This is a genomic window from Candidatus Enterococcus willemsii (genome assembly GCF_009933335.1).
Classification (GTDB): domain Bacteria; phylum Bacillota; class Bacilli; order Lactobacillales; family Enterococcaceae; genus Enterococcus_F; species Enterococcus_F willemsii.
In genome coordinates this window covers 20,188-38,964 of record NZ_MAEL01000015.1, presented here as the reverse complement: position 1 = coordinate 38,964, position 18,777 = coordinate 20,188, and the positions used below count along the sequence as shown (strand labels likewise).

Sequence of the window (18,777 nt, the reverse complement as noted above, 5' to 3'; positions counted from 1 at the left end):
GATCGATTCGTCAGTTTATTATTTGTCTTTCCGATGATGCATTTATTAGGTATCTTTTAATCAAAAAAAGCTGTTTTAGTTTACTACTAATACAGCTTTTTTGATGTATCCGTACCTATTTATAAAATTATTTAAATATTTTCAGTATCCTATATTTATTTAAAGAGTAATTTACATATCTAAAATCTGTCTTCAAATTATCTTTCTTTAGTCATAAATGAATGGTGGTATTTAATGGGGAAGAGTAATAATCATATAAGTTGATTGGATATATATAGCGGTTTGGTCTTTTTAGAACATGAAAAACATTTACACTACGTATATAGACATATGTCTACCATGGACGCATGGAGAAGAAAATAGGAGGAATTAATTATGACACCAGAACAAACACGTATTGTAAATGAAGCAAAAAAACATCTAGGTAAACCATATGTATGGGGAGGTAAAGGTCCAGATTCATTTGACTGTTCAGGATTAGTACAGTATGTATTTAAGCAAGCACTAGGGATTATTTTGCCACCTTCAACGATTTTACAGGAAACATATGGAAAAGAAGTAAGTTTAACAGAACTCTTACCAGGAGATATCCTATTTTATGGAACTAGAGGACAGACATACCATGATGCAATTTATATTGGTAATGGTTTGATGATTCATGCACCGAAACCTGGTGAAACAGTTACTACCCTTGAAATGAAATATTTTATGCCTGATTTTGCAAGACGTCTTTTAAGCGAAGCAGTAGTACCTGATCCTCAATATGTAAAAAGTGATTTTTTAGCATCAATCAAAGGAAATAATATTAAATTATGGAATAATCTAGAAGGTACAAATGAGCGAAGAACAACAACGAATGGTCAAGTTTTTAATGTCACAGGTTTATATCAATATCGTTCAGGTGAAGTTGTATATTCTTTATATAATCAGGATGGAAGTTGGGCAGGATACGTCAATGCTAAGTTTGCTATCCAAGTAAAATATACAACATTTGGAAAAGAAGTTGTTGTCAATCGTTCAAATGTCAATGTGTATAGTGATTTATATTGTGATACATTAAGAAATAGCACGAGCGAAATTATCGGTAAAATATTTGAAGTAAGAGGTTTCTATACACTGGGAAATGGTGATAAAGTGTATAGTTTGTATGATAAAGAAGGAAAATGGCATGGATATCTTAATTCAAAAGCAGCATCAACTATTGCGTATTACGCGCAAAAACAATTAGTATCTATCTCTGTTGAGGGACAAAGTATGTGGAATGACCTATCTTTAACTAAGGTACGAGATACCACTACAGGGAAATTAGGAAAAGCCTACAATGAAACAGCATATTATATTATGGAAAATGGCGCAAAAATTATTTCTATTTATAATCAAGATGGAAGTTGGGCAGGTTATATCGATTCAAAATATTTAATAAACGTTGTATATACAGCGTTCAATAAAGAGGTTGTTATTTCAAAAAGTGGCTACTATTCATATTCAGATTTCTTCTTTTCATCTCGAAAAATTAGTACAGCTGATTATATGAATAAGTCATTCATTGCACAAGGATTTTATGTATTAGGGAATGGTAGAAAATATTATACTTTATATGATGCTTCAGGAAAATGGTATGGATATTTAAATAGTGATGCAACCGTATTAAAATAAGTTAAATTAAGTTGATAATAGGTAATAAATTAGAAGTAAAGGGATCTTTTTTCTTAACGGAAAAGAGATTCTTTTTTTATGATGTATTTTTTGATACGAATTTATATGAATAGAGTGAGTCTAGAGTGGGCTAACGCTACTATTTAAAGTTACATTCTTGTTACAAAGTGGGGGAACAATTGTGAATTGTTGTAGATATGATAAAATGATGGAGTATTTACCTTAAAGTTGGGGAATAATTTAAGAAAGGAAGAAATAGATGAAGACTATTTTAGTATTTTTGATTGTCTTCTCAGTAGTCGTAGTTATCCATGAATTTGGCCATTTTTATTTTGCAAAGCGTGCCGGTATTTTGGTACGAGAATTTGCGATAGGAATGGGTCCTAAATTATACAGTCATCAAGGAAAAGATGGAACGACTTATACGATACGAGCGTTGCCAATGGGAGGGTATGTCCGAATGGCAGGTGCGGAAGAGGAAGAAGAATTAAAGGCAGGTATGTTAGTTGGTCTAGTTTTAAATGAACAAAATACTGTCATAAAGATTAATACGAGTCAGAAAGTACAGCTACCAAATGCAATTCCTTTCGAAGTGGCTAAATATGATTTGTTGGATAATTTAACAATCACAGGTTTTGTCAATGGTGATGAAAGCAATCCAATTACGTACAGGGTGGATCACGACGCGATGATTGTTGAAGAAGATGGGACTGAAGTGCGTATTGCACCGAGAGATGTCCAGTTTCAATCCGCTAAATTATGGCAACGAATGTTAACCAATTTTGCAGGTCCGATGAATAATTTTATTTTAACAATAATTTTATTTATTGCTATTGTTTTTTTACGTGGTGGCGTTGTTGATGAGCAATCAACAGTTATTGGTGACGTAAGTCCAGATGGAGTAGCTCAAGTTGCTGGTCTAAAAAAAGGTGATAAAGTACTAGCAATCAATCAAGAAACAATCTCAACTTGGACAGAGATGCAAACAATTATTAAAGAGAATCCAAATGAAGAATTACACATTGAAATTCAAAGAGGCGATCAGACACAAACGATTAATGTGACACCAAAAGCTGTAGAAGCTGGTGAGCAAAAGGTCGGGCAACTAGGTATTCAAGCTTCGATTAAAACAGGCTTTTGGGATAAAATTATTGGTGGTTTCCAAGAAAGTATGAATACGTTTGTGGGGATTATTCAAGCTTTACGTTCATTAATATCGAATTTTAGTTTAGATCAATTAGGTGGGCCGGTTGCGATTTTCCAAATGTCTTCGCAAGCTGCAAATCAAGGTGTGATGACTGTGTTGTTATTAACGGCGATGATTTCAATGAATTTAGGAATTTTCAATCTTTTGCCAATTCCAGGTTTGGATGGTGGTAAATTATTGCTTAATGTGGTTGAAGGGGTTCGGGGGAAACCTTTAAGCCAAGAAAAAGAGGGCATAATTACATTAGTTGGGTTTGGGCTATTAATGCTGTTGATGGTACTTGTTACTTGGAACGATATTCAACGGTTCTTTTTTTAAAGAAAATAGTTGAGATGGTGAAGTGAAGGAGATAAAAATGAAACAGTCAAAGTTATTGATTCCAACTTTGCGAGAAACATCTGTGGATGTAGAAGCGGTGAGTCATCAGCTTTTATTGCGTGCAGGTTTTATTCGTCAAATATCAAATGGAATCTATGTGTATTTGCCTCTAGCTTATCGTGTAATTGAAAAAATCAAATCGATTATTCGTGAAGAATTTGATCATCTGGATGGTATTGAATTAATGATGCCAAGTCTGATACCTAAGGATTTATGGACGCAAGTGGAAGATTTAGAATTGTATCATGTTAAAGATATGGCACAACGAGAATACTTGTTGGGACCAAATCATGGAGAAATGTTTATGAAATTAATTCAAAATGAAATTTCTTCCTATGAACAGCTACCATTAAATCTTTATCAAATCCAAACAAAGTATCGTGATGAGCAACAACCTCGTTTTGGATTAATCCATAGTCGAGAGTTCATTACATCTGAGAGCTATTCTTTTCATGATTCGGATGAAAGCTTAGAGCAACAATATCGTGCATATGAACAGGCATATCGTTCTATTTTAACACGATGTGGTTTAGTCTTTAAGCGAGTATTAGGAAATAGTGGCACAATCGGTGTTGACTCGCAAGAATTCATTGCGATTTCAGAGATTGGTACAGAAACGATTTGTTTTTCAGATGAAAGTGATTACGCAGCAAATCGCGAGATGGCAACTAGTTTATATACCTCTAAAAAATCACACGCTACTTATTTGAATCTTGAAAAAGTAAGCATGCCAGAAAACCAGTCAATTCAAGAAGTAGCCGAAAGTCTAATGATTGAGACAAACAAAATGATTCAATCTCGTTTATTTGTTGCAGACAATCAACCAATTTTAGTTTTGTTGCGAGGGGACCATGAAATCAATCGTACAAAATTAAAAAATTATCTAGGATGTCGTGTCTTGCGAGAAGGAACTGAGACCGAAAGTCAGTCTCTTTTTGGTGTAGAAAAAGCATTCATCGGCCCAGTCAATCATTCTGAACATGTGGCAATTTATGCTGATCTATATGTAGAAGACCTAGTAAATTCCGTCACTGGTGCCAATGAATCCTATACCTATTTTGTTAATGTGAATCCTAATCGTGATTTTAAACCAAAAGCTTATGCTGATTTTCGTTTAGTGCAAGAAGGCGATCCTTCTCCTGACGGACAAGGTACGATTGTATTCAAGCAAGGGATTGAAATTGGGAATATTTTCAAATTAGGTTTGCATTGTAGTGAACAATTAGGGGCAACCGTATCAACTGAAGAAGGACAAGCTATTCCTATCCGTATGGGGTGTTATACAATTGGAATTAGTCGTTTTCTAGCAGCGATTGTTGAACAACACAGCGATGAACAGGGGATTGCTTGGCCAAAAGAAATTGCGCCGTTTGATTTGCATATATTACAAATCGATATGGAAGACGACTATCAATTACAATTATCTCAAGAAGTGGCAGAAACAATGCAGCAGGCAGGATATGAGGTATTAATAGATGATCGGATGGAAGAAGCAGAAATTAAATTTGTAGAAGCAGATTTAATAGGCTGTCCAATTCGAATTACAATTGGTAAGAAAGCAACGGAAGGCATTGTTGAAATTAAAATTCGACAAACAAATGCAACATTAGAAGTGCGTAAAGAAGAATTAGCAGACACACTGAATATTCTTTTAACTGCCGAATAATAAAGAAGTCTAGGGCTGTAATCAAATTTGATGAAAGTCCTAGACTTCTTTAATGAAAACCCAACTAAAAAAGAGTATACTAAAAGATACGAGAAATGGAGGGGTAGACTTGTCTAAAGAAAGAGAGAAGTTTGACATCTTACTGGAGCAATTACAGTTAGATTCAGAAATTCAGCAGCATCCTCTGATACAAACAGGAAAAATCTTACAAGTAGTGGTACACCGACAATCAAAATGTTGGTCATTTACTTTAGGGTTTCAAAAAATATTGCCACCAATGTTGTATCAAGCATTCCGCCAGCATTTACAATTGGCGTTTAAAGATATTGCGGCTGTTGAATTAAAGATTGAAGTTGAAGATGGCATGTTTAATGAGCAATTATTACAAGAATATTGGCCACTAGCTTTAGCTAACCAGAATTGTGACACACCATTAGTTAAACAAGTCTTAAAATCACAAGTACCAAAATTAAATGGAAATAATATTCAATTATCGGTGACCAATGAATCCGTTATGGGGCTTTTACAGCAACAATACTTACCACTTATTGAAAGCAATTATCAAGAATTTGGTTTTGAAAAATTCCGTATTCAACCGCTACTCGATAAGAAACGAGCAGAGGAAGATTATAAAAAATTGGAACAGCGCCAACAAGAACAACAAGAGGCGTATATGCAACAAGCAGCTGAAAGTATTGCTATGCATGAGCAACGTAAAAAAGAGAAGAAACAAGAGCCGGCTTTTGAAGGACCTATTATGTTGGGGCGTTCAATTCCAACTGATGAAGTAATCATGCCTATGGGGAATATTTTAGAAGAAGAACGCCGTGTCACAATTGAAGGGTATATTTTCGACAAAGAAATTTTAGAATTAAAATCGGGACGTTCTATATTAACGTTGAAAATCACTGATTACACCTCTTCCTTTGTTGTAAAACGTTTTTCTAATAATGATAAAGACAAGCAAATTTTTGAAGCTATTTCTAAAGGTGGCTGGGTTCGCGCAAGAGGAAGTATTCAAGAAGATAACTATATGCGTGATTTAGTTATGATGGCACAAGATATTGCCGAAGTGAAACATGAGACACGTAAGGATTATGCACCGGATGATGAAAAACGTGTAGAACTGCATCTTCATTCAAATATGAGTACAATGGATGCAACGAACAATGTCGGCGATTTGGTTGCTCAAGCTGGTAAATGGGGACACAAAGCCATTGCAATTACCGATCATGGTGGTGCACAAGCCTTTCCAGATGCCCATCAAGCCGGTCAAAAAGCTGGTGTGAAAGTCATTTACGGTGTTGAAGCAAATGTGGTTGATGATGGCGTAGAAGTTGCTTACAATCCACAACCAGTTTCCTTATCTGATGCAACGTATGTCGTGTTTGATGTGGAGACAACCGGACTTTCCGCCGTATATGATACAATTATCGAATTGGCAGCAGTGAAGATGCACAAAGGTAATGTCGAAGCCTCCTTTGACGAATTCATTGATCCCGGCCATCCATTGTCAAATACCACAATTAATTTAACAGGTATTACTGATGCAATGGTAAAAGGTTCAAAATCGGAAGAAGAAGTATTACGGTTGTTCCGCGAGTTTTCTGAAGGGGCGATTTTAGTTGCCCACAATGCATCCTTTGATATGGGCTTCTTAAATATGAGTTATAAAAAATATGGGATTCCTGAAGCAGATAACCCAGTCATTGATACATTAGAATTAGCTCGCTATCTATATCCACAATTTAAGCGTTTTGGTTTGGGTGTCTTAACGAAAAAATTTGGTGTATCGTTAGAACAACATCACCGTGCGATTTACGATGCGGAGGCGACAGGACATTTAGCTTGGATGTTTGTCAAAGAAGCAATGGAAAAACATGAGATGTTGCTTCATGAAGATTTGAACCGTCATGTGGGTGGTGCAAATTCAATTAAAGCAGCCCGACCATTTCATACAACTATCTTGGTTAAAACCCAAGCAGGTCTGAAAAACTTATTTAAATTGATTTCAATGTCCAACGTGACTTACTTCCATGATAAAGTACCGCGGATTCCCCGATCAGAACTTGCCAAATTACGTGAAGGGCTATTGGTAGGGACAGCATGTGACAAAGGGGAAGTTTTTGTCGCAATGATGCAAAAAGGCTATGAGGCTGCCAAAGAATTGGCTAAATTTTATGATTATATTGAAGTCATGCCAAAACCTGTATATTCACCATTGATTGAACAAGAATTAGTCAAAAATGAAAAAGATTTAGAAGATATTATTGAGAAACTGATTGCGATTGGCGATGAGCTAGGAAAACCGGTTGTAGCAACTGGTAATGTGCATTACTTGAATGAAGAAGATGCTATTTACCGTAAAATATTAATAAACTCGATGGGAGGGGCCAATCCATTAAATCGACATCGTTTGCCAAAAGTACATTTTAGAACGACCGATGAAATGCTGACCGAATTCCAATTTCTAGGAAATGATGTGGCGAAGAAAATTGTCGTTACTAATCCGAATGAGTTAGCAGATTCTTGTGAAGTTGTCATTCCAGTTAAAGATGAATTGTATACGCCGAAGATTCCAGGTTCCGAGCAAGAAATTACCGATTTGAGTTATAATCGCGCCAAAGAATTATACGGCGATCCATTACCTGAAATTGTTGAAAAGCGATTAGAAAAAGAATTAAACTCAATTATCGGGAATGGTTTCTCCGTTATCTATTTAATTTCGCAAAAGTTAGTGCATAAAAGTAACGAAGATGGCTATTTAGTTGGTTCACGTGGTTCAGTCGGGTCTAGCTTTGTGGCGACAATGACAGGGATTACCGAGGTTAATCCACTTGCACCACATTATCATTGCCCTGAATGTAAGTATTCCGAGTTTTATGAAGATGGTTCCTACGGTTCAGGTTTTGATATGCCTGAAAAGAATTGTCCAAAATGTGGTACACGTTTGAAAAAAGATGGTCACGATATTCCGTTTGAAACGTTCTTAGGTTTCCATGGGGATAAAGTTCCCGATATCGATTTGAACTTCTCTGGGGAATATCAGCCAGAAGCTCATAACTATACGAAAGTATTGTTTGGAGAAGACTATGTATTCCGTGCGGGAACAATTGGCACGGTTGCGGATAAAACAGCTTTTGGATTCGTGAAAGGCTACGAACGTGATAACAATCTACACTTTCGTGCAGCTGAGATTGATCGTTTAGCTAAAGGAGCAACCGGAGTGAAGCGAACAACCGGACAGCATCCGGGGGGGATTATCGTTATTCCGGATTATATGGATGTGTATGATTTTACGCCGATTCAATATCCTGCAGATGATTTGGATGCCGAATGGCGAACCACCCATTTTGATTTCCATTCGATTCATGACAATATTTTGAAACTAGATATCCTTGGACACGATGATCCAACGGTTATTCGAATGTTGCAAGATTTATCAGGGATTGATCCACAAACAATTCCGACAGACGATCCAGAAGTCATGCGTATCTTTGAAGGAACTGAGGTATTAGGTGTAACTCCAGAAGATATTTTTTCTAAAACAGGGACATTAGGGATTCCTGAATTTGGTACCCGCTTTGTGCGAGGGATGCTGGAACAAACCCATCCATCCACGTTTGCAGAGTTACTTCAAATTTCTGGTTTGTCACATGGAACTGACGTATGGTTAGGAAATGCGGAAGAGCTGATTCGTCAAGGAACAGCTGACTTAGCTAATGTTATTGGTTGTCGGGATGATATTATGGTGTATTTAATGCATGCTGGCTTAGACGACGGTTTAGCCTTTAAAATTATGGAAAGTGTGCGTAAAGGTAAAGGGATTCCTGAAGATTGGCAAGCTGAAATGAAAAAACAAAATGTACCAGACTGGTATATTGATTCTTGTTTGAAAATTAAGTATATGTTCCCGAAAGCCCATGCTGCAGCCTATGTTTTGATGGCATTACGCGTAGCCTACTTTAAAGTGTATTTCCCGATTCTCTATTATTGTGCGTATTTCTCAGTGCGTGCCGACGACTTTGATATTGTCGCTATGGCGAAAGGGAAAGACGCGGTCAAAGAACGAATGAAAGAAATCACTGATAAAGGCTTGGATGCATCAACAAAAGAGAAAAATCTTTTGACTGTGTTGGAGCTATGCAATGAAATGCTTGAACGTGGGTATGAATTTGGAATGATTGATTTGTATAAATCAGATGCCGAAAACTTTGTGATTGATGGCAATAAATTAATTGCGCCTTTCAGAGCGGTCCCAAGTTTAGGGATGAACGTGGCGAAACAAATTGTAGAAGCGCGTAAAGATGGCCCATTCCTTTCAAAAGAAGATTTAGCCAACCGTGGAAAAGTATCTAAAACATTGATTGAATATATGACAGACAATGGTGTGTTAAAAGACTTACCAGATGAAAATCAATTGTCGTTATTCGATATGTTATAAAAATGTAACCTCAAAATCTGTTAAGGTTTTGAGGTTTTTTTATGCTATACTGAGAAAAAAGGAGGCAAACAATGGCCATTCACTTAGAAAAACTAGCAATGAAACATGCAGAAGAATTATTTGCTTTTGAGAAACAAAATAGAATTTATTTTGAACAAACTTTCTTGCCTAGACCGGCAGTATATTTTGAAAAAGACTCTTTTTTGACGATTTTAAATACGTTAATCCAAGAGGAAGAAACAATGTTTGTGATTTATATGGACGAACAATTGGTTGATCGGATAAATATTACAGATGTTCAGCAAACGGAAAATGAAAAAATGGGCAGTGTGGGCTATCGTATTGGTAAGAAATATACTGGACGTGGTGTTGCTTCACGCGCGTTATATCTGATGAAGAAAATTGCGAAAGAACAGCATTTTACCTCCTTAGAAGCGGGGACAGCCATTGATAATTATGGTTCACAAATTGTGTTGCTAAAAAATCAATTCCAGTTTAAAGAAAAGTGTATTGATCCATCCAGGCAATTTGGTCCATCGGGTACATATGTATGTTTTGAATATTTACTATAACAAAAAAGGATGTTTTCTTGCTAGAAGAAACATCCTTTTCGATTAGATTCGCGTTAATTTTGCTACAACTTCACAACGAGCTGTTTGTGGGAACATATCGACTGATTGTAGATAATCCACTTTAAAGACAGAAGCTAATTTTTTTAGATCTTTTGCTAATGTTGATACGTTACAAGAAACATACACTAATTTTTTAGGTGCATGCGTTAAAATGGCTTGTAACAATTTATCATCTAGCCCAGTACGAGGTGGATCAACGACAATACTATCAGGTGTAAATCCTTGATTGAGCCATTTTGGCAACAATTCTTCGGCAGTTCCTGTTTCATAGCGCGTATTGGTGTAACCCATTCGTTCAGCGTTGCGCTTTGCGTCATCAATGGCTTGTGGGATAATATCCATACCGCGAACTTCTTTGGCTTGATCAGCAATGCTTAGTCCAATGGTACCAACACCGCAATAAGCATCAACGACGGTTTCATTTTTGGTGATTTCTAAAGCTTTAATCGCTTCATTGTATAAAACGCTGGTTTGCTTTGGATTTAATTGGAAAAAGGCACGTGCCGATAAATCAAACACCAAACCGTTTAAATGCTCTTCAATTGCTTCTTTTCCCCAAATGTGTAAGGTATCATCGCCCATAATCAATGACGTCTTTTTACTTTGGACATTTTGCATAATAGAGACTACTTCAGGTAAGCGTTGGTTAATTTCGCGAACAAGGGCATTTCTTTGTGGTAATTTAGGTGAATTGGTAATGAAAACTAATTGAACTTCGCCGGTTTCAATCCCAACGCGGACCATTAGCGTACGTAAAATCCCTGAATTTTTTCGTTCGTTATAAATTGGAATTTGATATTTATTGACTAATTGCATCACCGTATTGATAACTTTTTGCGTAGATTCTTCTTGTACCAAACAATCATCAATCGCAACTAATTGATGCGAATTTGCTTCATATAAGCCAGCTTCAGCACGTTTTTGTTTATCGTTGTAACGTAGTTGAAATTGAGCTTTATTACGATAGCGCCATGGATTTTCCATCCCTAAAGTATTGCGTAATTCATAGTTTTGGTAGCCTTTAGGTTTGAATTTCGCCAAAGCTTGTGCAAGCAAATCTTTTTTGAAATCTAGTTGTTTATTGTAGGCTAAATGTTGTAATTGGCAGCCACCACAACGGTCATAAAATTGGCAAGGAGGCTGAATCCGGTCACGGCTTTTTTTGACAATCTTTGTTAAGCTAGCTTCAGCAAATGTGGGCGTGGCTTTTGTTACTTTTACAATAACTTCTTCTCCTGGTAATGCGCGGGGCACAAAAATAATCAGTCGTTTGTAATAACCGATGCCTTCGCCATTGATGCCTAATCGTTTAATTTTTAATTGTAATGTTTGTCCTGTATTTAATTGTATAGTTGCCATAAGAACTCCTTTTCGTTGATTCATCTTGTTTATTTTAACATAGTTCAGGCAATGTGATACAATAGAATGTACGTTCGTGAGGTGAAAATATGTTAAAAGTAACAAGTATTTCAAAAGACAAAAGCAATTTTTATAAAGTCCGCTTTGATGACAAACGAGAATTACGCATTTCTGAAGATTTATTAGTGCGTTATCGTTTATTAAAAGGGACAGAAATTACCGAACAAGTTTTTGAGGAAATTAAAAAAAGTGCTGGCTACGATATTGGTTTACAGTTAGCGATGAATTATATCAGCTACCAACTACGTACCGAACAAGAGATGCGCATTTATTTGAAAGACAAAGAAATTAACCGTGAAGATACGCAAAAAATTATTCAACGCTTGCAGGAATTACAACTAGTCGATGATGTGGTGTACGGACAGAGTTTTGTACGTACACAAATGCGCTTGAGTGACAAAGGTCCGCAAGCGATTAGTCAACAATTACGCAAAAAAGGCTTGAAAAATGACGTTATCGAAGAAGTAATGTACTTATATACACCAGAAGATCAATTTGATATTGCTTTTAAGACAGCTACAAAGAGTCTACAAATGTTTCACGGAAAGAGTCATCGCGAAACCTTGCAAAAATTACGTATAAAACTAATGCAAAAGGGATTTTCTAGTGACATTATCTCATTAGTAATGGCCGAATTGCCTGATGAAAAAGACGAAGAAGCAGAATGGGATGCTATCCAAAAAGAAGGGGCAAAACTTTTACGTAGACATCCAAATGACCAACAAAAATTAAAACAAAAATTATATCAAAAAGGATTTGAATTTGATTTAATCCAACGATTTATTGATGAGGAAATAATAGATGAAGAATGAGAATTGGTTACAGTGGAATCAAGAAAAAATAGATTCCTTTCAAGAGATTTTTTTACATTGGTACCATCAAGAAAAGCGCAATTTACCTTGGCGTGCAAATACCCATCCCTATAATATTTGGATTTCGGAAATTATGTTGCAACAAACACGTGTCGATACGGTCATTGGCTATTACTACCGATTTATGGAGGAATTTCCCACAATCAAAGATTTAGCAGAAGCAGATGAACAAAAACTACTGAAAATTTGGGAAGGTCTAGGCTATTATTCACGTGCTCGTAACTTAAAGGTAGCAGCACAGCAAATTATGGCTGATTTCGGGGGCGAGTTTCCAGAAACACCAGAGGAAATTAGTCAACTTAAAGGGATTGGACCCTACACAACGGGCGCAATTAGTAGTATTTCTTTTGGCTTACCTGAACCGGCGATTGATGGCAACATTATGCGTGTCGTAAGTCGCTTATTTGAAATCGAAGAGGATATTGCAAAGGCAAGTAGTCGTAAAGTTTTTGATGCGGCAACTCGTGCGATTATTTCTCATGAACAACCAGGAGAAATGAACCAAGCGTTTATGGATTTAGGATCGGATATTTGTAATCCAACAGCCCCACGTTGCGAAGAATGCCCGATTCAACAATTCTGTTTAGCGTACCAAAATCAACGTCAAACGGAATTTCCAGTCAAAACGAAAAAAGCAAAACCCAAAGATGTTTATTACGTTGCCGGAGCAATTGAAAATCAACAAAATGAATTTTTATTACTCCAACGACCGGAAACAGGTTTATTAGCCAAAATGTGGCATTTCCCACTACAAGAAGTTAGCAAGCAAGAATATGAGGAACTGCTCCGAACATGGGAAAAATCACAGGAAAATGCACAGCTGACACTCGATTTAGTCGCAGAAGAATTAGCACCACAAATTTTTGATGAATTACCTGTTGTTTGGCAAAAGAAACACTATGGTGAAATTACCCATGTCTTTAGTCATTTAAAATGGCATGTCTTACTTTTTTATGGTCGTACACGAACTTCTTTTACACCAGAACAAGGGCGTTGGGTTCCGGAATCTTCTTTTGATACGTACGTTTTCCCAAAACCTCAGCAAAAATTAGTGACACAATTCAATAAATATCAGAAAGTTGATAAAGATTTCTAGTCAAGCTCATTTTTTATTGATATAATGTTTACGATGTCGGTGTAATGAACACCCAAACAAATGCGAGGATTTCGCTGAGGGAAGGGTTGCTATGCGAGTTCCAAAAGAAGGCGAGTTTGTTAGCATTCAAAGCTACAAACATGATGGCAATTTGCATCGTACGTGGCGAGATACTATGGTATTGAAAACCAGCGAACATTCCATGATAGGTGTCAACGATCATACTTTGGTCACCGAATCTGACGGGAGACGTTGGGTAACCCGAGAACCAGCTATTGTGTATTTTCACAAAAAGTACTGGTTCAATGTAATAGCAATGATTCGAGAAAAAGGGGTTTCCTATTATTGTAATCTAGCTTCACCGTATTTGTTAGATGAAGAAGCGCTGAAATATATTGATTATGATTTAGATATCAAAGTGTTTCCCGATGGAGAAAAACGTTTATTAGACGTGGATGAGTATGAACTGCATAGTAAAATTATGGAGTATCCACAAGATATTGACTTTATTCTCAAGGAAAACGTCAAAATTTTAGTCGATTGGATTAACAACGGAAAAGGACCATTCTCTGAGGGTTATGTCGATATATGGTATAACCGCTACAAGCAATTGTCGCAGAAATGACAGTAACATTTGAAAAAGGAGCTAGAAACCTAGATGGATAAGGTTTCTAGTTTCTTTTTGTGTAGAAATTAAATTTGACTAGTATTTACTTGAAGTGTGATAATGAGAGTATAGTGCGTTTAATAAAGGAGGAAACAAAAGTGAAAAAAATTTGTGTATTATTCCTAGTAGGGATGATGTTGGGCGCCTGTTCTAACAGAAGCAATGAGTCACCCCTTCAACAATCTATACCAAGTGAAACGAATGTAAATGATACATCAAATGTTTCCAAACAAACAATTGATAGTTCAATTGTATTAGACAGTCAAAGTAGTGAAGAAGCGAATCCATTCCCATATGCAGTTAACGTTGATGATTTAGCAGCTGTTGAAGATAAAGGAGGGGCATATCCAATTTCCGTGAAACATACAGAATTTGTTGCTGAAGGAATAAATATCCCTAATAAAATTACTTTAGATCAAGCTATAATATATGTTACAGAGAGAGCTCTTTATATACAAGATTCTCAACCAGAAAAGGGTATATCTGAAAACCACTCAACAATGTATATTGTTTCCATTGATACTATTCCTACTAAGGAGATTACTCTCTTTGGAGGAATCGGGTCTGATGAAAATAAACGAACAGTGAAAGTGAACACACGCCTTACATTGCATTCATTTGATAGCTTTGAAGATGTAAATAACACGTTGCCGATATTTGACAAAGATGAATACTACTTATTTTATAATAAACAAGGGACAGTTTCCCTAGCTACTAGAAATTTTGCTGGAAATGTAGAGATGGAAAATCGTGACACAATGCTGGAATATGTTCGAAAATAATAATAATTTTGTTACAAAATTATTGTCTTGTATGATTATCATTCGTATTTTTTTGAGTCGAAAAAGATATACAATAACAAAATTAAAACCCGTGAAAACGGTTTTTTTTATTTATCCAAAATATCCAATTCCACTGCTAAATAAGCAATGTATCCGACAATCATAATCATCAAGTATTCTGTAACAATTAAAGTTATACGAATATCAATCAGACTTGCCAAACCACTAACTACCGCGATGAGCAACATTTCAACGGACGAGTTAAACACACTAAAGGAGGTTATTAATTGTCCGATTCTATCCGACGGGAAAGACAATCGGACGAATAATGTATAATAAGCCGACAGCAAATGCGCTATTGCCAGCATTTAAAATCATCATATTCAAACCAATAAAATAAATCCATTCCCCAACGTTTGCTAAGCCGATACTCGTTAACAATAAAAATGCTCGTTTTTTCATCCAATTCCTCCTTTTTAAATACAAAAAAGCCCCTAAGAATAACATTCTTAGGAGCGATTAAAAACCACGGTACCATCCTGATGGAAGAACTAGTCCTTCCTCTATTTCGGTATCTAACAATACCTAGCCTGATAACGTAGGCGAACGTTTATACATCAATTCAATCCGTATAAAAGCTAAAAGACTTGTTTCGTTTTCTCTTTGTATATCTACTTTCAGCAAGCGTAGACTCTCTTTGATACAGCCAGAAACTACTTTTCTTTTTCAAATGCGTTGGTAAGATTAAGATTTTTTCTAGTTTAACAGAGGATGATAATCATTACAAGGGTTTTTCCATCATTAAATGGGCAATGCCAGCATCTAAAAACTCTTCGCCAACTATTTGGTAACCCAGTTGTTCATAAAATGGAATAGCCGTTAGTTGCGCACCAAGGACGATTTGTTGAAAGCCTTGTTCTGCTGCAAATTTTTCCGCTTCTTTCATGATTGCTTTCCCAAAACCTTGTGAACGAAATTCTTTTAGAACGGCCATGCGCTGAACTTTTACTTTTCCATCTTCTAACGGAAGTAAACGAACTGTTGCAACCGGAGTTTCTAGCGCTTGGTATAAAACAAAATGGATGGTATAGGCTTCATAAGCATCCACTTCTAATTCATAAGGAACTTGTTGTTCGTTAACAAACACTTGTTGACGAATTTTGACGGCATCCAAATAAATTGTACTCATCGTATCTTTTGTATGTGCGATAAACAATGTACTCACCTCATTTTAAGTATAGCTTTTTTTTACTATAATGAATAGTGAAAGAAGATTTTTTTCTGTAAATAGCATATAATAAAGCCCATGAAGGAGGGAAGTAGCGTGTATGAAAAAATAAAACAATCAAAACTCTTATTTTGGTCTATTGAATTATTAATTATTGCAACACTCGTACTAGTACTGACAAAAATTGGATTTATTTTCCAACCAGTTGCTACATTTTTTACCACATTATTTGCACCAGTATTGATTGCAGGGTTTTTATTTTATTTATTAAATCCAATTGTGGAATTATTGACAAAGCGGTTAAAAATCAAACGAATCTTTGCTATTGCCATCGTCTTTTTACTGTTGATAATCGCATTAGTGCTAATGTTTAGTAGCATCATTCCAAATTTAGTGATTCAATTAAGTCAATTGGCTGAAAGTATCCCAAGCTTTGCAAAACAAGTGGAAGAATGGGTAGTAGAAATAAGCGACAGCGATTTATTTAAAAATATGTCGCAACAAATTGATTTAATGGATCAATTGGAGAAAATGAATCTATCTTATGGGTCAATTATCCAACAATTTTTAGGCGGTCTCTCAAGTAGTTTGGGCTCAATTGTTGGAACAATTGCTTCAGCAACGATGACGTTAGTTACAGCACCATTTATTTTATTTTATATGTTAAAAGACGGTGATAAAATCGTACCAAATATTGAGAAAGTTATTCCTGAACGACGTCGTGAACAAGTCAAAGAGTTATTAAATCAAATGAACAAAACGTTGTCGAACTATATTAGTGGACAAGCAATTGAATGTGTGTTCGTTGCAACATTTACTTTCTTAGGTTATTGGATTTTAGGCGTCGATTATGCCTTCTTGTTTGGAATGATAGCAGGGGTAACTAATTTGATTCCTTATTTAGGACCCTATTTAGGCTTGTTGCCAGCAGTCTTTGTAACTATCTTTAATGATCCGATTAAAGCCTTGCTATGTTGTGTCGTTGTTTTAGTGGTTCAACAGTTAGACGGAAATATTATTTATCCAAATGTCATTGGCAAAAGCTTGGCTATTCATCCATTAACTATTATTATTGTTTTACTTGTAGCTGGAAATATTGCTGGGTTACTAGGTATTTTCCTAGGGGTACCATTTTATGCGATTTGCCGTACACTTGTCCTTTTTGTAGTTCAAGTGATTCGCGAAGACAAAGTAAAACGAAATCAAGGGCAATTTTTAGGTTAACGATTGATTTCTATTGCAAAGAAAACGCCTTTGTGATAACATTTTAGCGTGGCGGTTGCCACGCTTTTTTTTCAATAAAAATTGTTAAAAAATAAGGAGAGAATGCAACTATGAATGCTGACCCCGAGAGTCAGTCGCTTTTAGCGCAAATTTTGCTGTTAGTTATTCTAACACTGGTGAATGCGTTTCTTGCAGCATCAGAACTTTCGCTTGTATCGATTAATAAAAGTCGTGTGGAGCAAAAGGCAGAAGAAGGAGATACTAAATCTCAAAAACTATTAAAAATTTTAGAAAATCCAACGAATTTTCTATCAACAATCCAAGTCGGAATTACTTTGGTTAATATTTTGTCAGGGGCTTCGTTAGCCGATAGCCTATCCAGTTATTTGGCACCGTTATTAGGTGGTGGGGCTGCGGCAAAAAGTTTAGCTAGTGTGATTGTTTTAGCAATTTTAACATACGTTTCAATTGTTTTTGGAGAATTATATCCAAAGCGAATTGCTTTAAACAAACCCGAGGAAGTAGCCAAATTCACTTCAGGTACTATTCGAATGATTGGTGTTGTCGCTAAACCATTTGTTTGGTTATTATCTGCTTCAACCAATTTGCTTTCTAAATTGACCCCGATGACTTTTGATGATGCCGATTCCAAAATGACTCGTGATGAGTTGCGTTACATGATGGAAACTGAAGGGGTATTAGAAGATGATGAATTAGAGATGCTACAAGGGATTTTTTCTTTGGACACGAAAGTAGCCAGAGAAGTAATGGTTCCCCGTACGGATGCGTTTATGATAGATATTCATGATGAAGTAAAAGAAAATATGGAGAAAATTTTATCAGAAAGTTTCTCTCGTATTCCAGTCTATAACGAAGATCGAGATAAAGTCATTGGTATTTTGCATACAAAAACATTGTTAAAAAGTGCGTATCAAGTTGGCTTTGAAAATCTGAATTTAAAATCTTTGTTACAAGAACCTTTATTTGTTCCAGAAACAGTGTTTATCGATGATTTACTATATGAACTGAAGAAAACACAAAATCAAATGGCCGTTCTTTTAGATGAGTATGGTGGTGTTGTTGGTCTGGTGACACTAGAAGATTTACTAGAGGAAATTGTTGGCGAAATTGATGATGAATCTGATGAAATTGAAGAACTGTACGAAAAAATTTCTGATACAGAATACATTATTCATGGACGTATGCTAATTGATGATTTCAATGAGCTGTTTCATATGAATCTTCATATGTCAGATGTTGATACGATGGCGGGGTATTTTATTACCGCTTTAGGTACAATTCCTGATCAAGAAGAGAAGCTTTCGTTTAACATAGACAATGTCACCTTGTCTTCGGAAGAAATGGAAGGTACACGGGTATTGAAACTTCGAGCAATTTTTCATGAAGAAGTTGTAGATATTGAGCCTGAAGAAGAAAGACGATTCTTCCGTAAAGATTTTGAAGAAGACGAACCAAGACGATAGTCATGAATAGAAGTCTATGATT

Annotated in this window: 14 protein-coding genes and 1 other annotated feature; of the genes, 11 read left to right on the top strand and 3 right to left on the bottom strand. The window is 36.0% G+C overall.

The window, feature by feature from the left end; all coding sequences use genetic code 11:
* Positions 1 to 375 precede the first annotated feature (375 nt).
* From BAU17_RS02630 to BAU17_RS02610, 5 genes are all read left to right on the top strand, one after another.
* Positions 376 to 1,656 carry a C40 family peptidase gene (locus tag BAU17_RS02630; protein ID WP_161901268.1) on the top strand — a complete coding sequence of 427 codons (1,281 nt, stop codon included), beginning with the start codon at positions 376 to 378 and terminating at the stop codon, positions 1,654 to 1,656.
* Positions 1,657 to 1,915: 259 nt separating this feature from the next.
* Positions 1,916 to 3,181 carry an RIP metalloprotease RseP gene (gene rseP / locus BAU17_RS02625; RefSeq protein ID WP_161901267.1) on the top strand — a complete coding sequence of 422 codons (1,266 nt, stop codon included), beginning with the start codon at positions 1,916 to 1,918 and terminating at the stop codon, positions 3,179 to 3,181.
* A 37-nt stretch (positions 3,182 to 3,218) separates the two neighbouring features.
* Positions 3,219 to 4,907 (top strand): proline--tRNA ligase, encoded by a 1,689-nt coding sequence (locus tag BAU17_RS02620; protein ID WP_161901266.1) that lies wholly within the window; start codon positions 3,219 to 3,221, stop codon positions 4,905 to 4,907.
* A 109-nt stretch (positions 4,908 to 5,016) separates the two neighbouring features.
* Positions 5,017 to 9,351: a PolC-type DNA polymerase III gene (locus BAU17_RS02615; protein WP_161901265.1), complete on the top strand. Its 4,335-nt coding sequence runs from the start codon at positions 5,017 to 5,019 to the stop codon at positions 9,349 to 9,351.
* A gap of 71 nt (positions 9,352 to 9,422) precedes the next feature.
* Entirely contained in the window at positions 9,423 to 9,923 is a 501-nt protein-coding gene (locus BAU17_RS02610) for a GNAT family N-acetyltransferase (RefSeq protein ID WP_161901264.1), read from the top strand.
* A 42-nt stretch (positions 9,924 to 9,965) separates the two neighbouring features.
* Here the strand turns inward: BAU17_RS02610 and rlmD are convergent, their stop codons facing one another.
* On the bottom strand, positions 9,966 to 11,342 hold the full coding sequence (gene rlmD, locus BAU17_RS02605; RefSeq protein WP_161901263.1) for a 23S rRNA (uracil(1939)-C(5))-methyltransferase RlmD: 1,377 nt from the start codon (positions 11,340 to 11,342) through the stop codon (positions 9,966 to 9,968).
* 89 nt (positions 11,343 to 11,431) lie between these two features.
* Here rlmD and recX point away from each other — a divergent pair, with 89 nt between their 5' ends.
* The 4 genes from recX to BAU17_RS02585 all read left to right on the top strand — a co-directional run bounded on the left by recX (position 11,432) and on the right by BAU17_RS02585 (position 14,819).
* On the top strand, positions 11,432 to 12,214 hold the full coding sequence (gene recX / locus BAU17_RS02600; protein WP_161901262.1) for a recombination regulator RecX: 783 nt from the start codon (positions 11,432 to 11,434) through the stop codon (positions 12,212 to 12,214).
* Positions 12,204 to 13,370 (top strand): A/G-specific adenine glycosylase, encoded by a 1,167-nt coding sequence (mutY, locus tag BAU17_RS02595; RefSeq protein WP_161901261.1) that lies wholly within the window; start codon positions 12,204 to 12,206, stop codon positions 13,368 to 13,370. Before recX ends, mutY begins: the two co-directional genes overlap by 11 nt.
* Before the next feature lie 91 nt (positions 13,371 to 13,461).
* Positions 13,462 to 13,995, top strand: a complete 534-nt coding sequence (gene ntdP / locus BAU17_RS02590; RefSeq protein ID WP_161901260.1) for a nucleoside tri-diphosphate phosphatase — start codon at positions 13,462 to 13,464, stop codon at positions 13,993 to 13,995.
* 140 nt (positions 13,996 to 14,135) lie between these two features.
* Entirely contained in the window at positions 14,136 to 14,819 is a 684-nt protein-coding gene (locus BAU17_RS02585) for a hypothetical protein (protein ID WP_161901259.1), read from the top strand.
* 297 nt (positions 14,820 to 15,116) lie between these two features.
* Here the strand turns inward: BAU17_RS02585 and BAU17_RS02580 are convergent, their stop codons facing one another.
* Positions 15,117 to 15,281, bottom strand: a complete 165-nt coding sequence (locus tag BAU17_RS02580; RefSeq protein ID WP_161901258.1) for a hypothetical protein — start codon at positions 15,279 to 15,281, stop codon at positions 15,117 to 15,119.
* A gap of 46 nt (positions 15,282 to 15,327) precedes the next feature.
* Positions 15,328 to 15,559 (bottom strand) — a binding site (T-box leader).
* A 41-nt stretch (positions 15,560 to 15,600) separates the two neighbouring features.
* Positions 15,601 to 16,035 (bottom strand): GNAT family N-acetyltransferase, encoded by a 435-nt coding sequence (locus tag BAU17_RS02575; protein WP_161901257.1) that lies wholly within the window; start codon positions 16,033 to 16,035, stop codon positions 15,601 to 15,603.
* Positions 16,036 to 16,143: 108 nt separating this feature from the next.
* On the opposite strand from BAU17_RS02575, the gene BAU17_RS02570 reads away from it, so the two are divergent.
* Both BAU17_RS02570 and BAU17_RS02565 read left to right on the top strand, forming a co-directional pair.
* Entirely contained in the window at positions 16,144 to 17,271 is a 1,128-nt protein-coding gene (locus BAU17_RS02570) for an AI-2E family transporter (RefSeq protein ID WP_161901256.1), read from the top strand.
* 110 nt (positions 17,272 to 17,381) lie between these two features.
* A complete protein-coding gene (locus BAU17_RS02565) occupies positions 17,382 to 18,755 on the top strand; it encodes a hemolysin family protein (protein ID WP_161901255.1) in 1,374 nt (457 codons plus the stop codon).
* Positions 18,756 to 18,777: the final 22 nt, after the last annotated feature.